The organism is Ruegeria sp. CH8 (genome assembly GCF_056536985.1).
In genome coordinates this window covers 47,515-60,666 of sequence record NZ_JBQFQR010000018.1, presented here as the reverse complement: position 1 = coordinate 60,666, position 13,152 = coordinate 47,515, and the positions used below count along the sequence as shown (strand labels likewise).

The following is a 13,152-nucleotide window of genomic DNA, read 5'->3' as shown; positions in this document are numbered from 1 at the left end:
TGTACCTTTCCCAGCGGAGGAGAAGCAATGCAACCGGTGGGATACCCCAAAGCGGTGGACCAAGTGTCAAACGTTTTGATCGTGGATGATCATCCGCTTTTTAGCGACGCGCTGGCTGCAGCATTGCAGCTTAGCTTTGAGAATTGCCGTATCGAAAAAGCTAAGACGCTGAAGCAGACATTCGAGGTGCTGAGCGGAGGGTTCAAGCCCGACCTGATCATGTTCGACCTGAAATTGCCGGATGTGACAGGGATCTCGGGGTTCCAACAGTTGCGTGACCGGTGGCCTTCTGCCCCTGTTCTTGTCATTTCGGCGCTTGCCTCCTGCGAACTTGTGCGATCTCTGATCGATTATGGCGCCATGGGTTTTCTTCCCAAAGACGCCTCCGCGCAGACGCTGAAATTCGCCATCCACGAGGTAACTGCAGGCCGCAGGTATGTTCCGCCGGAATACAACCGTATCGAAGAACTGAAATCGCCGGAAACCACGGTGTACCAGTCTAGCCCCGAACTCTCGACGCTGACGCCGCAGCAGGTACGCATCCTCAAGCTCATTTGTGTGGGCAAATCGAACAAGCAGATCGCCTATGAGCTGTCGCTGGCCGAAGCCACGGTCAAGGCGCATATCACGGCGTTGCTGCGCCGTCTGGGCGTTCGCAACCGAACCCAAGCGGCGGTTTTGGTCGACTCGGTTATGGCCCGCCAGACACGGCACGAACCGGAGGTTAAGTCCTTTCTGCAGCACTGAGGAACGCACATGCGGGATCTGAAGCCCGGACCACACTTCATCACAACAGGCCGCTCGCTTGCGTCAGACCCACATGCAGCCGTTGAAGAAGCGTGTGCGGATATCGACAGCCGGACGTGCTGCTTTGTTCTGGCCTTTATCCCCAACGATCTTGACCCCGTTGAAGTGTCGCGCGGCCTGAACCGAAAATTGGCCGGTGTGCCTGTTTTTGGATGCACAACCGCCGGGCAGATCACGGAACTCGGATATGAATCCGATACGCTGCTGTTGCTTTCATTTCCTAAGTCGAACTTTCGCTGCTCATCCATCCTGTTCGAAGAACTCAGACCCTTGGATTCAACGGAAATCGCTGCCAATGCGCAGCGGCAGGCTGAAAGGTTTCGCCACACCGCCGGCTGGAACAGGTTGGCGCTTGTGTTTTCGGATGGGTTGTCGAAACAGGAGGACTTGCTGGTTTCCACGCTTGAGGCCGTTCTGGATGGTTTGCCGATTTTTGGTGGATCAGCAGGGGATGGCCTGCAATACGAAGAGACATTTGTGCTTCACAGCGGCAAGGCGCACAGCAACGCCGCAGTCCTGCTTTTGATTGAAACGAACCTGAGGTTTCAGGGCATTGGTTTTGACCATTTCCTGCCAATCGGGTCCGAAATCATCATCACGGATGCCGACCCCGAAGAGCGTGTGGTTTACGAGATCAACGGCGCGCCCGCAGCCCTGGAATACGCCCGCCTGGTCGGTTGCTCCGCCGAGGATCTGTCACCACTGGTTTTTGCTGAAAACCCGCTGTTGCTGCGGCAGAACCTAAACTATTACGTGCGCGCCATTCGCGAGGCGATGGACGGGCATTCGCTGTCTTTTCTGGCTGCCATCGACGACGGCCTGATCATGACCCTCGGGCGTGGCAAGGAAATCATCGAAACGCTTGAAGCCGGGCTGGACGTACGCGACAACGCCGGAAAGGCACCGGATTTTATCCTTGGGTTCGATTGCGTGTTGCGCAAGCTGGAGATCGAACAAAAGCAACTGAGCAAACAGGTTTCAGATGTGCTGCAAACCCGCCGTGTTGTCGGGTTCAATACCTATGGTGAACAGCAATCGGGCTTGCATATGAACCAGACCTTTGTCGGCGTGGCCTTTTTTGAACCTGAAAAACGTGAACTGAGCTGACCATGCTGAACCCGGACGATCCGCTGGAACTTCAGGTCGTCAAACAGGCCAAGATTATTGATGCGCTGATGCGTCGTGCTAATCGCCAGAAAGACGTGGGTCCCTCTGCGTTCCGCGCCTTTCAGTCGGCGATTGAATTGCAACAACGGGTGATGGAGCAAAGCCGCGACCTTGAACGTGCGACCATCGAACTGGAAAGCGCCAGATACGAGCGGGAGCAGACGCGAAAAAGCCTGGTCAAGGCGCTGTCCTCAATGGAGGAAGGGTTTGCGCTGTTCACCGATGGTGAGCTGAACCTTTGCAACGAGCTGTTCCAAGCAGTTTTTTCGGATGTTTCCGAGCTTGTTAGGCCGGGCCTCAGGCTGCGGCGTTTTTTTGCCCTGGTGCAGGGCAGCGGGCAATTTGTATCCTCGGACCGGGGCGTTTCGAACATGCCCGATGTGCTGGAACGAAATACGCGGTCCGGCATGGTAACAAGCGAGGTGATCGAACTGCGCGGCGACCGTTGGTACAAGCTGAGCGCGCAGTACACCTCGGAAGAGAATGTCGTCATTCTACTCACCGATATCACTTCGGTCGTGCGCCGGAACCGGGACGAGAAAGAAACTCTTATCGACCGGCAGGAAGATTACCTTCAGGCGGTCTTTCAAAACATGAGTTCGGGGGTTTGCACGTTTTCGGCAACCGGCGACGTCATGATGCACAATGCCCGGTTTCGTGAAATTCTGAACCTGCCGCAATCGCTGTTGCCTGAGAACGCACCGGTACAGTCCCTATTGGACCTGCTGCGCGCGCGCGGGTTGATCAGAACCGATGATGAACTGAAAATCGGAAGGTGGCATCACGAACTGAAAAATCGGGGCTGGCTGCGCAAACGTGTACGCGATGGGGTAGATCGGGTTCTGGACATTCAGGCCAACCAGTTGCCGGATGGCGGCTTTCTGGTCGAATTGAAAGACGTGACTCTTGAGGCACGCGCGACGGAAACGCTGGAAAACCGCGTTATGGAGCGGACAGCCGAGCTGACGCGTGCCAACGAGAAACTGACGCGGGAATACGAAGAAAAAGCCCGTGTCGAAGAGGCGTTGCGGATAGCAAAGGAACGCGCCGAGGCCGCGGTGTCATCAAAGACCCGATTCCTGGCTGCGGCCAGTCACGACCTTCTTCAACCGATCAACGCAGCTAAGCTGATGATCTCGACCCTGACCGAGATTTCGCGCGACACTGAGTTCTACGAAATGATCGAACGTCTGGACGGTGCGTTTGGGTCGGCGGAACAGTTGCTTCATTCGCTGCTTGATATTTCGCGCCTGGAAACCGCCGATCCGGATACGGTTTCACCGACGAATGTCAGTCTGGCGTCTGTCATTGCCGGTATTCAGGGCGATCAGACGCTGGTTGCCGAGAACAAGAACGTGCGGCTGGACGTCGTGTCCAGCTCGATTTTCGTTCATTCTGATCCGGTTTATCTGCTGCGATCCATTCAGAATCTGGTGGTGAATGCGATCCAGTACACCGAACCCGGCGGCAGGGTACTGGTGGGATGTCGCCACCGTGGCGACAAGGTCGTCCTGCAGGTTTGGGACACCGGAATTGGCATCGCGCGAAAGGACCAGGCGCGCGTGTTCGAAGAATTCACCCGGGCGGACAACGTTCCGCTGGGTTCAGGCATGGGATTGGGCCTGTCTGTGGTTGACCGGGCATGCCGACTATTGGGCCACAATCTGTCGTTACGATCCAAGCCCGGCGTCGGGTCCGTTTTCAGCATCGAAATGGACCGGGTCGAGGCGGATCGTGGCGCCACGGAAACACCCGATCTATTGCTGCATACCGGGGACGTTCCGCTGGATTATATCGTGCTTGTCATCGAAAATGACCGCGATGTTCTTTTTGGCACCACGCAGTGGCTGGAACAGAATGGCGCCAGCGTTCTGCCAGCCCGATCACCCCAAGAGGCGATGCGCTTTGTCACCGATATGGGTATGCCGCCCGATATCATACTGGCCGATTACCAGTTGGACGATGGCGACACCGGGGTCAGTGCGATCCGCCAGATCCGTCAGATGACCCGGTCCAGGGTTCCGGCCATTCTGATCACCGCAGATCGCAGCGAAGCGGTACGCAAGGCCGGTCTGAGGCATGAGATTTCGGTGATGACGAAACCGGTCAAACTGTCGCGTCTGCGGTCATTGATCGTCTGGAAAATTCATCACAGCGTGATTACCCAGACGCTCGACACCGACAAAAGTCGGCAATGACAGGAACGCTAAAGGCCGTACTCTCACAAGCGGGAGGGCGCTTGCTCATGAGGACGCTAATAATCGTGCTTGCCGTATTTGGCCTGAGCTTCAATCCGGCCTTTGCGGCGTCGGCTGATGGGGAAAAGGCCTATGATCTTCTGTTCCAGGAGGGTGTTCTGGATAGCATCGCCAGGGACAAAGAGCTTGTCTATCAACGCATGGTGACTAACGGCCTGAAGCCCGAAACCGCCGCGCGCGATACCGGGGACATAGCCCTCAGCTTCACCGATGACGGCTCGGAAATGGCACATCTGGAGTTTCGGCAGGACGACAAGCATCGAGCGATGGGCGTGTTTCCGGCCAGCGTCGGCAACCCGATGATCATGGTTTTCTATGAAAGCACCATTCGCGATATGGCGGAAACTGCTGGTGGCAGTCCGTTTTATATTCGCAATCGTGTGAAAGATGCGCTGGTTCAACCTGCCGAAGTGGTTGCAGGTCAGGCGGTTTTCGACGGCAAAACCGTACCCGTGCAGATCATCCGAATGCGCCCGTTTGAAAAAGATCCGAACAAGGACCGAATGCAGGGGTTTGGAGATCTGGTACTGAGTGTGACAGTCTCAGAGCAGGTGCCGGGGTGGTATCTGAGGCTGGTGGCCGAGACAGATCCGGAAAACGGTTCTGATGTCATCTATCGCTCGGAAATGCAGTTCGAAGGAGTGCAGGAGGGTCGGGAATGACGGTTTCGATGCGTTTTGTGATGGTTTTTGCAGTGTTTTGTGCTGCTGCGCCACCCGCGTCCATGGCACAAAGCGTGGCGGAGCGGCTGAATGACTATCCTACGGCCGCAAGGGCAGATTACGTATTCGCTTGTATGGTCACCAATGGCCAGTCCCGCGAAATGCTGGACCGGTGTTCGTGTTCGATCGACCTGATCGCCTCGATCCTGCCATATGAAAGATACGAACAGGCCGAAACAGTTCTGTCGATGCGCCGGGTCGGTGGCGAGCGCATGGCGTTCTTCAAAAGTGCAGTAATGGCAGAAGCAATGGTTGCCGACCTGCGCAGGGCGCAGGCCGAGGCTGAAGTTGTCTGTTTTTAACAGGCGTCAGCTGGCCGCCGATTTCGGCAAGTCCGCTTCGAAGCTGTTGCCTTCGGTATCGGTCGCCTTGACCGTCAGGTTTGTCGTGCCGTTGTCGTTATAGGCAAAGCGGAACACCGGGTTTTCCGAGATCGAAATACCGCCATCCATGGTGAACAGCAGTTCTTCTCCCTGCCACACCTCGAGGTGATCGATGAAATGCGCGGGTATGAACAGCTGGGTTACCTGATCACGCTGCAGGCCGGAGTAATTCGGGTGGCGGATCATGATCTGTGCTTCTCGACGGGGGGTCGACATCTGCACCTCGTCCCCGAAACTGCGCAGCTTCATCTTGCCCATCGACGCCAAGGCGACCTCAGGGTCTTTGGTGGCCGGGGCCGAACAGCCTCCGGATGCTTTGACAAAACGGCCCGTCATGTGCAGCCCATCCGGCGTTTCAGCAATCACGCGGATGTTGGAATACTGGTTTACACGTACCCGCATTTCGAAATCCAGCGATCCCATGGCCGGTGAAAAGGTAAAAACCCCAGCGACAGGCGCCGGATTTTCGTCAATCACGACGGTGGCGGCGGTGATCCGGGCATCGGGGTCCAGTTGCGTTAGAACAAGCGGAACCGTCGCCGCATCATGCGCGCGGTAGGGTGCGTCTATCGACAGCAGCCTGTCGGCGTTTCCGAGTTCGGCGTCGCCAACCACGTCATATTGCAAATCCTGCCAGGTCTCGCCTTCGACCAACGGATTTTTTACGGGTTGTTCCGCCCAGACGGGCAGTGACAGTGCAAATGAAAGGACCGCGGCCGGTCCGGTCAGTCTGGCCATGTTGTCTCCTCCGGTAACCGGTACAGGAAAATATGCCATAAAACCCCAATAAAATATACGCCGACGAAAGGCTGTGTGGCTCTGGCGGCAAACTGTGCGAAAGTTCAGGACGGAGGGTCGCAATGTTCGAAGCCGTTTTCATGATGTGTCTCGAGGCACCGGATGGGCCGTGCCGGGAACAGCTGCTGCCGGGCTACGAGGCTGCGTCGTTGGCGGAATGCGAACAAAATCTGGCCGCCAATCCCTCGGTCGACGATCAGATGCAGGGCAGGGACGTGTATTGCCAACCTGTTGGTGTGGCGTTGGAATTTCTTGAAGTTGCACCCGGCCTCTTTGTTCATCTCGGGCGGATTGAAGAGCCAAACGCGGACAACCTTGGGGATGTTTCCAATATTGGCTTTGTCATTGGTGAAGACAGTGTCGCAGTTGTCGATACCGGCACCGCGCCCTGGATGGGTGAGGCCATCTGGCGAGCCATCCGGGAAAGAACGGACAAGCCCGTCAGTCACGTAATTTTGACCCACATGCACCCGGATCACGTGCTCGGCACCGCGCCTTTGGCCCGTTCCGGCGCGCAGGTGGTAGGCCATTCGGGGCTGGAAAGGGCCTTACTGGACAGGCAAAGCAATTATGTCGAAAGCCTGAGCGCTGTGATCGGCCCTGCGGAATTCATCGGAGTCGAACCGATCACTGTCGACCTGTCAGTGGATGAGGACGTTGAAATCGATCTGGGACATCGCAAGCTGGCGCTGCGTGCCTGGCCCGCGGCCCATACCGGGAACGATCTGACCGTGTTGGATCAGGGTTCTGGCGTTCTGTTCACCGGCGATTTGGTGTTTCACATGCACACACCGGCGCTGGATGGCCGGTTAGTCGGTTGGCGCCGGGTCCTGAACGAGATGTCCGGACTTGAGGTCAATCAGATCGTGCCGGGCCATGGCGGTCCGGTGTTGGCATGGCCAGACGGCGCGAAAGACATGCAGCGTTATCTCGAGGTGCTTGAGACGGACACCCGCGCCGCGATTGACAGCGGTCAGCGACTGGGCGAGGCCGTCGAAACGATCGGGCAGAGCGAAGCAGACAGATGGGACCTGTTCGAAGCATACAACCCACGCAACGCTACCGTTGCCTTTACCGAACTGGAATGGGAATAGCCGCCCTCAGCGCAAGGCGCGGTTCAGGTTCTTGGCGGCGTCCAGATTGGTTTCTTTGGCCCCCACGACACCCGTCAGGCGCGTGGCCGTCAGATCCGCGTCGGTGAAATCGGCACCCGTCAGCGTGGCCCCCGACAAATCCGCTCCCCCCAAAGTGGCCATCGACATGTCGGCATCGGTGAAATTGGCACCGGGCAGTTTGGCAAATTCCAGATCCGCGCGGGACATCCGTGCGCCGGTGAAATCTGCATCGGCCCCTTTCGCCGATTTCAGAACACCGCGCATCAGCCCCATCGACTGGTTGCGCATATCTGCCGAGAAATCGGCCCCCCGAAACACGGTTCGGCTCAGGTTTGCCTTGGTAAAGTCGGCAGCGGTTCTGGCATTGTTGAAATCGGCATCGCTTAGGTTGGCTTTGCCAAGCTGGGTCTGAAACAGCTCGGCCCCGACCAACGAAGCGCCAGAGAGGTCGGCACCGATCATCCAGGCCTGGCTCAGAACGGCTCCGTCAAGGTTCGATCCCGACAGATCGGTCCCGTTCAGCGAGGCTGCCCGCAGAATCGCGTTGCCGAAGTTCAATCCAGAAAGGTCCAGGTTATTGAGCCAGACACGCGTGAAATCTGCCGGATTGTCAGCTGTTGCCGCGTCCAGCCGGGTCATGACATCGGCACGGGTCAGTTGTGCCTCGGTCATTTTGGGCAGTGTCATGTCAACACCGCTCAACGCCGTCTGGCAAAGGGCGGGAAGCGGCGCAAGGGTCAGGAATACAATCAGTAAGGGTCTCATGTTGCCCTCCTGCTGGTTTGAAACCGGCTGTCAGCCCTGATCAGCGGCCAGCTGCTGCAGCATTTGTGAAATGGCAAACAGGCGGCGTTCAATGATCTGCGGGGTTTCGCAGAGATAGGTGATCGATCGTTGGCGGTCCGAATAGATCAACTGATCCCAATCCAGCTGTTCTTCCAACGCATCGACCTGATCGTAATCTGGCGGATCAGCGGTCAAGGCCTGATCCATTTCTGCTCGGGCGAGGTCGATTTTATCAGCCAGTTCAATCTGTTTGAGCGAAAACTCTCCGATACCGTCGATGATACGCGCACGTCGTTTTGACAGCGCGTCGAAAACCCGTTGAAAGACCCGGCCTAGCACGTCGGGATCGCCATTGTGGCGCGCCGCGAAGGCAGCGACCTGGGGCTGAAGGTCCTCAAGCTCGATGCGGCGCAGTGCCAGTAAGGCGGCGATTTCACCGATCTCTGACTGAAACTCGGTTTCCGCGTCATTGATCTGGTTCGGCCACATCAGGCCCAGCGACAGGTTTTCGACCTTACGCTGAATGCAGGGCCACGTTGGATCGGAGAAGTCCGCAGATAAAACGGGACCCGCCACGCTGATCATGGCCAGAGCCAATATGGTGCGCTTGCTGATCGACATCGCAGGTCTCCTCTACCCCGATACTATGCCCGAAGCCTGCGCGCTGTGTCCATCAAACCCAATACACACCATTGTCTTAATTGTTTGAACTACATGCCAGCCCTCATACTTAGCCCAGACACCTGGTCTGATTGATTCCGGTGTATGGGAGGACAGATAAACATGAGAACACGTGCGGCAGTGGCTGTGGCGGCGGGTCAACCTTTGGAAATTATGGAGGTTGAACTCGACGGTCCCAAAGCGGGTGAAGTACTGATCGAGGTCAAGGCGACAGGGCTTTGCCACACGGATGAGTTCACTCGCTCGGGCGATGACCCCGAAGGGATATTCCCGGCCATTCTGGGCCACGAAGGGGCAGGAGTTGTGCTGGAGATCGGCGAAGGCGTCACCAGCCTTGAGGTCGGCGATCACGTCATTCCGCTTTACACCCCCGAATGCCGCGAGTGCGAATATTGCCTGAACCCCAAGACAAACCTCTGCCAGAAAGTGCGGGCGACACAGGGCGCGGGCCTGCTGCCGGATGGCACAACGCGGTTCAGTATGCTGGATGGCACGCCGATCCATCACTACATGGGATGCTCGACCTTTGCCAATCACACGGTGGTTCCAGAGATTGCTTTGGCCAAGGTGCGTAAGGACGCGCCGTTCGACAAGATCTGCTACATTGGATGTGGCGTCACCACTGGTATAGGCGCAGTGATCAACACCGCCAAGGTAGAGATCGGCTCCCGCTGTGTCGTCTTTGGCCTGGGCGGGATCGGGCTGAACGTCATTCAGGGCTGCCGCATGGCAGGTTGCGATCAGATTGTCGGCGTCGATCTGAACGATGGTAAGGTCGACATGGCCAAACATTTCGGCATGACCGATTTCGTGAACCCATCAACCGTGAGCGGCGATCTGGTTGCGCATCTGGTGGAGCTTACAGGCGGTGGCGCGGATTACACCTTTGATGCCACGGGCAATGTCGGCGTGATGCGAACCGCGTTGGAATGTGCACATAAAGGCTGGGGCGAAAGCATCATCATCGGCGTCGCGCCCGCGGGGGCCGAAATCTCGACCCGTCCGTTCCAGTTGGTCACCGGCCGGTCATGGCGCGGTACGGCGTTTGGTGGCGCAAAGGGCCGTACCGACGTGCCCAAAATCGTCGACTGGTACATGGACGGCAAGATCGAGATCGACCCGATGATCACGCACAAGCTGAAGCTTGAAGAGATCAACCACGGGTTCGATCTGATGCACGAGGGCAAATCGATCCGGGCGGTAGTGGAGTACTGATATGGATCTCAAGGTCATCTCACAGAACCGCAGTTTCGGAGGAGAGCAGATCGTCTACTCTCACCAGTCGAAGACCTGCAACTGTGAGATGACCTTTGCAGTTTATCTGCCGCCGCAGGCCAAAACCGGTCCGGTTCCGGTGTTGTGGTATCTGTCCGGCCTGACCTGCACGCATGAAAACGCCATGACTAAAGGCGGGTTTCAGGAGGCGGCGGCGGATTACGGCGTGGCTGTGATCTTCCCGGATACATCGCCACGGGGCGAAGACGTGGCGGATGACGATGCATATGATCTGGGGCAGGGTGCAGGATTTTACGTGAATGCCACTCGCGATCCGTGGCGGTCTCACTTTCGGATGTATGATTACATTGTCGATGAATTGCGCGACATCGTACTGAAGAACTTTCCGGTGCAGGACCGCCACGGAATTACCGGCCATTCAATGGGCGGTCACGGGGCGCTGACCATCGCGCTTCGAAATGCCGACAAATTTGGGTCCCTTTCGGCCTTTGCGCCCATTGCGCATCCGACCCGTTCCGACTGGGGCCGCAAACAACTCAGCAGCTATTTGGGCGATGACGAAAATACCTGGGCCGAGCACGATTCAACCCTGTTGTTGGAAGAACACGGGTGGAAGGGCGATCTGCTGATCGATCAGGGGGCGGATGACCAGTTCCTTGACCTGCTCAAACCTGAGGCGCTGGCCAACATAATGGCCAAGTGCCGCCAGCCCGGACAGATCAGGATTCAACAGGGGTATGACCATTCATACTTCTTCGTGAACAGCTTTGCGCGGGACCATGTCGAGTGGCACGCAGAGCGTCTAAGCCAATAAGAAAAGGATAAACCGATAGTGTTCAGAACAACAATATCCGCAGCATTCCTAGCGCTTGTTCCACTTGCAGCGGTGGCCGAAGGTGACGTTGACGCCGGCGAAAAAGTGTTTCGCAAATGCAAGGCCTGCCACACCGTGGGAGAGGGCGCCGAGAACAAAGTCGGCCCGATGCTGAACGGAATTGTCGGCCGTCAGGCCGCGACGGTCGAGGGGTTTGGCTATTCACCGGTCCTGATCTCGCTATCCGAAGAAGGATTGGTCTGGACGCCCGAAGAACTGGACGCGTTTCTGACCAAGCCCCGGGACTATGCCAAGGGCATCAAGATGACATTCGCCGGTCTGCGCAAGGAAGAGGACCGGGTCAACATCATCGCTTATCTTGCGACCTTTGAAGACGAGGGGTCGTAGGACGCAAGATTGCTCGTCCTATCACCGGTCAGAGGAGAGGCCGCCGGGATGAGCATAATAAAACACCATTGTCCGACCTGGGTGAGGTGTTTCACAGCGGCGAAACTGCCGCGCAAAAGGGAGGAGATTGAATGAAGAAGTTATCACTTTGGACCTCCGGGATTGCCATTGCCATGGCCACCACGGCTTATGCCAATGACGACCTGATTGCCCAGATGGACAACCCGAAGCAATGGGCCATCCAGACAGGCGACTACAAGAACCAGCGCTATTCGGAACTGGATCAGATCACGGCGGACAATGTCGGCGATCTGCAGGTTGCGTGGACCTTCTCGACCGGCGTTCTGCGCGGGCATGAGGGCTCGCCGCTGGTGATCGGCGACATGATGTATGTTCATACGCCGTTCCCCAATATCGTTTATGCCCTGAATCTGGCCGATGAAGGCAAGATCGTTTGGAAGTATGAACCTAAGCAGGACCCGGATGTCATTCCGGTGATGTGCTGTGACACGGTGAACCGTGGTGTAGCCTATGCGGACGGCAAGATCTTCCTGCATCAGGCGGATACCAAGGTTGTGGCGCTTGATGCCAATACCGGGGATGTGGTCTGGGAAGCACAGAACGGCGATCCGGCGATTGGTGAGACCAACACAGCCACCGTGCTGCCGGTCAAGGACAAGGTCATTGTCGGTATTTCTGGTGGTGAGTTTGGTGTGCGCGGGTCGGTCACGGCCTATGACATGAACTCGGGAGAGCAGGTCTGGCGGGCCTATTCAATGGGTCCGGATTCCGACATCCTGGCCGATCCGGAAAAAACCACCCATCTGGGCAAACCGGTGGGCGCGGATTCGGGCACCAATACCTGGGAAGGCGATCAGTGGAAGATCGGTGGCGGCACCACATGGGGCTGGTACTCGGTCGATCTGGACGAGAACCTGATGTACTACGGTACCGGGAACCCATCGACGTGGAACCCGGCGCAGCGTCCGGGGGATAACCGCTGGTCGATGACTATCATGGCCCGCGATATCGATACCGGTATGGCACGCTGGTTCTACCAGATGACTCCGCATGACGAATGGGACTACGACGGCATCAATGAAATGATCCTGACGGAACAGGAAATTGATGGCACCGAGCGCAAGCTGCTGACCCATTTCGACCGCAACGGTTTGGGCTACACTCTGGACCGCGTGACCGGTGAACTGCTGGTGGCCGAGAAATTCGATCCGGTGGTCAACTGGACCACAGGCGTCGATATGGACCCCAACAGCGAAACCTATGGTCGTCCGGCGGTTGTTGCCCAATATTCGACGGAACAGAACGGCGAGGACGTGAACTCGACCGGTATCTGCCCGGCGGCTCTGGGTACGAAAGACCAACAGCCTGCTGCCTATTCGCCGAAGACACAGGTGTTCTACGTGCCGACCAACCATGTCTGCATGGACTATGAACCGTTCCGCGTGTCCTATACGGCCGGTCAGCCCTATGTGGGCGCGACGTTGGCGATGTACCCGGCACCCGACAGCCATGGCGGCATGGGCAACTTCATCGCGTGGGATAACATCAACGGTGAAATCAAGTGGTCGCTGCCCGAGCAATTCTCGGTGTGGTCCGGAGCTCTGGCAACCGCGGGTGACGTGGTGTTCTACGGTACGCTCGAAGGGTATCTCAAGGCCGTTCATGCCGAAACGGGTGAGGAACTGTACAAGTTCAAGACACCCTCCGGCATCATCGGCAACGTGATGACCTATGAGCACGGCGGCAAGCAGTACGTCGGCATCCTGTCAGGTGTTGGTGGCTGGGCCGGGATCGGTCTGGCGGCTGGTCTGACTAACCCCAACGATGGTCTGGGCGCCGTGGGAGGCTATGCCGCTCTCAGCGACTATACCGCGCTGGGTGGTCAATTGACCGTCTTCGCACTGCCGAACTGAACCAAGCCTCTGTCCGGCGCGGCCCAAAGTGGTCGCGCCGACA

The 13,152-nt window shown here is 57.4% G+C and carries 13 protein-coding genes; 10 read left to right on the top strand and 3 right to left on the bottom strand.

The genetic code is table 11. The features are described from left to right. Window positions 1-27 precede the first annotated feature (27 nt). From ACR0ER_RS19055 to ACR0ER_RS19035, 5 genes are read left to right on the top strand one after another with little or no spacing between them, the layout of a single operon-like run. Window positions 28-747: a response regulator gene (locus ACR0ER_RS19055; protein ID WP_480770295.1), complete on the top strand. Its 720-nt coding sequence runs from the start codon at window positions 28-30 to the stop codon at window positions 745-747. Window positions 748-756: 9 nt separating this feature from the next. Next, window positions 757-1,914, top strand: coding sequence for an FIST N-terminal domain-containing protein (locus tag ACR0ER_RS19050; protein WP_480770294.1), 1,158 nt, complete (start codon window positions 757-759; stop codon window positions 1,912-1,914). Between the two features lie 2 nt (window positions 1,915-1,916). Beyond that, window positions 1,917-4,172: a hybrid sensor histidine kinase/response regulator gene (locus tag ACR0ER_RS19045; protein ID WP_480770293.1), complete on the top strand. Its 2,256-nt coding sequence runs from the start codon at window positions 1,917-1,919 to the stop codon at window positions 4,170-4,172. Between the two features lie 47 nt (window positions 4,173-4,219). After that, on the top strand, window positions 4,220-4,894 hold the full coding sequence (locus ACR0ER_RS19040) for a hypothetical protein (RefSeq protein ID WP_480770292.1): 675 nt from the start codon (window positions 4,220-4,222) through the stop codon (window positions 4,892-4,894). A gap of 20 nt (window positions 4,895-4,914) precedes the next feature. Continuing rightward, window positions 4,915-5,256 carry a hypothetical protein gene (locus tag ACR0ER_RS19035; protein ID WP_480770316.1) on the top strand — a complete coding sequence of 114 codons (342 nt, stop codon included), beginning with the start codon at window positions 4,915-4,917 and terminating at the stop codon, window positions 5,254-5,256. A 6-nt stretch (window positions 5,257-5,262) separates the two neighbouring features. Here ACR0ER_RS19035 and ACR0ER_RS19030 read toward each other — a convergent pair whose 3' ends face one another. Further along, window positions 5,263-6,075 (bottom strand): quinoprotein dehydrogenase-associated SoxYZ-like carrier, encoded by an 813-nt coding sequence (locus tag ACR0ER_RS19030; RefSeq protein ID WP_480770291.1) that lies wholly within the window; start codon window positions 6,073-6,075, stop codon window positions 5,263-5,265. A gap of 122 nt (window positions 6,076-6,197) precedes the next feature. Between ACR0ER_RS19030 and ACR0ER_RS19025 the strand changes: the two genes are divergently transcribed. Further along, a complete protein-coding gene (locus ACR0ER_RS19025) occupies window positions 6,198-7,229 on the top strand; it encodes a quinoprotein relay system zinc metallohydrolase 2 (protein ID WP_480770290.1) in 1,032 nt (343 codons plus the stop codon). 6 nt (window positions 7,230-7,235) lie between these two features. On the opposite strand, the gene ACR0ER_RS19020 is transcribed toward ACR0ER_RS19025, so the two are convergent. Together ACR0ER_RS19020 and ACR0ER_RS19015 are read right to left on the bottom strand one after the other, a co-directional pair. Then, on the bottom strand, window positions 7,236-8,015 hold the full coding sequence (locus ACR0ER_RS19020; RefSeq protein ID WP_480770289.1) for a pentapeptide repeat-containing protein: 780 nt from the start codon (window positions 8,013-8,015) through the stop codon (window positions 7,236-7,238). A 30-nt stretch (window positions 8,016-8,045) separates the two neighbouring features. Further along, on the bottom strand, window positions 8,046-8,657 hold the full coding sequence (locus ACR0ER_RS19015) for a hypothetical protein (protein ID WP_480770288.1): 612 nt from the start codon (window positions 8,655-8,657) through the stop codon (window positions 8,046-8,048). A gap of 162 nt (window positions 8,658-8,819) precedes the next feature. On the opposite strand from ACR0ER_RS19015, the gene ACR0ER_RS19010 reads away from it, so the two are divergent. From ACR0ER_RS19010 to xoxF5, 4 genes are all read left to right on the top strand, one after another. Further along, window positions 8,820-9,932, top strand: coding sequence for an S-(hydroxymethyl)glutathione dehydrogenase/class III alcohol dehydrogenase (locus ACR0ER_RS19010; RefSeq protein WP_480770287.1), 1,113 nt, complete (start codon window positions 8,820-8,822; stop codon window positions 9,930-9,932). Between the two features lies 1 nt (window position 9,933). Then, the gene (fghA, locus tag ACR0ER_RS19005; protein ID WP_170335232.1) at window positions 9,934-10,767 is read left to right on the top strand and encodes an S-formylglutathione hydrolase; all 834 of its coding nucleotides are present in this window, start codon (window positions 9,934-9,936) and stop codon (window positions 10,765-10,767) included. A gap of 18 nt (window positions 10,768-10,785) precedes the next feature. Then, entirely contained in the window at window positions 10,786-11,175 is a 390-nt protein-coding gene (locus ACR0ER_RS19000) for a c-type cytochrome (protein WP_170335233.1), read from the top strand. 131 nt (window positions 11,176-11,306) lie between these two features. Then, complete coding sequence (gene xoxF5, locus ACR0ER_RS18995) at window positions 11,307-13,109, top strand: lanthanide-dependent methanol dehydrogenase XoxF5 (RefSeq protein ID WP_170335236.1); 1,803 nt, start codon at window positions 11,307-11,309, stop codon at window positions 13,107-13,109. The last annotated feature ends 43 nt before the right edge of the window (window positions 13,110-13,152 follow it).

What these genes read in the sequence shown, in the direction of transcription:
- fghA (WP_170335232.1), top strand. Translation starts at nt 9,934, where the DNA reads ATGGATCTCAAGGTCATCTCACAGAACCGCAGTTTCGGAGGAGAGCAG.
- ACR0ER_RS19020 (WP_480770289.1), bottom strand. Translation starts at nt 8,015, where the DNA reads ATGAGACCCTTACTGATTGTATTCCTGACCCTTGCGCCGCTTCCCGCC.
- ACR0ER_RS19025 (WP_480770290.1), top strand. Translation starts at nt 6,198, where the DNA reads ATGTTCGAAGCCGTTTTCATGATGTGTCTCGAGGCACCGGATGGGCCG.
- ACR0ER_RS19015 (WP_480770288.1), bottom strand. Translation starts at nt 8,657, where the DNA reads ATGTCGATCAGCAAGCGCACCATATTGGCTCTGGCCATGATCAGCGTG.
- xoxF5 (WP_170335236.1), top strand. Translation starts at nt 11,307, where the DNA reads ATGAAGAAGTTATCACTTTGGACCTCCGGGATTGCCATTGCCATGGCC.
- ACR0ER_RS19035 (WP_480770316.1), top strand. Translation starts at nt 4,915, where the DNA reads ATGGTTTTTGCAGTGTTTTGTGCTGCTGCGCCACCCGCGTCCATGGCA.
- ACR0ER_RS19040 (WP_480770292.1), top strand. Translation starts at nt 4,220, where the DNA reads ATGAGGACGCTAATAATCGTGCTTGCCGTATTTGGCCTGAGCTTCAAT.
- ACR0ER_RS19050 (WP_480770294.1), top strand. Translation starts at nt 757, where the DNA reads ATGCGGGATCTGAAGCCCGGACCACACTTCATCACAACAGGCCGCTCG.
- ACR0ER_RS19055 (WP_480770295.1), top strand. Translation starts at nt 28, where the DNA reads ATGCAACCGGTGGGATACCCCAAAGCGGTGGACCAAGTGTCAAACGTT.
- ACR0ER_RS19030 (WP_480770291.1), bottom strand. Translation starts at nt 6,075, where the DNA reads ATGGCCAGACTGACCGGACCGGCCGCGGTCCTTTCATTTGCACTGTCA.
- ACR0ER_RS19010 (WP_480770287.1), top strand. Translation starts at nt 8,820, where the DNA reads ATGAGAACACGTGCGGCAGTGGCTGTGGCGGCGGGTCAACCTTTGGAA.
- ACR0ER_RS19045 (WP_480770293.1), top strand. Translation starts at nt 1,917, where the DNA reads ATGCTGAACCCGGACGATCCGCTGGAACTTCAGGTCGTCAAACAGGCC.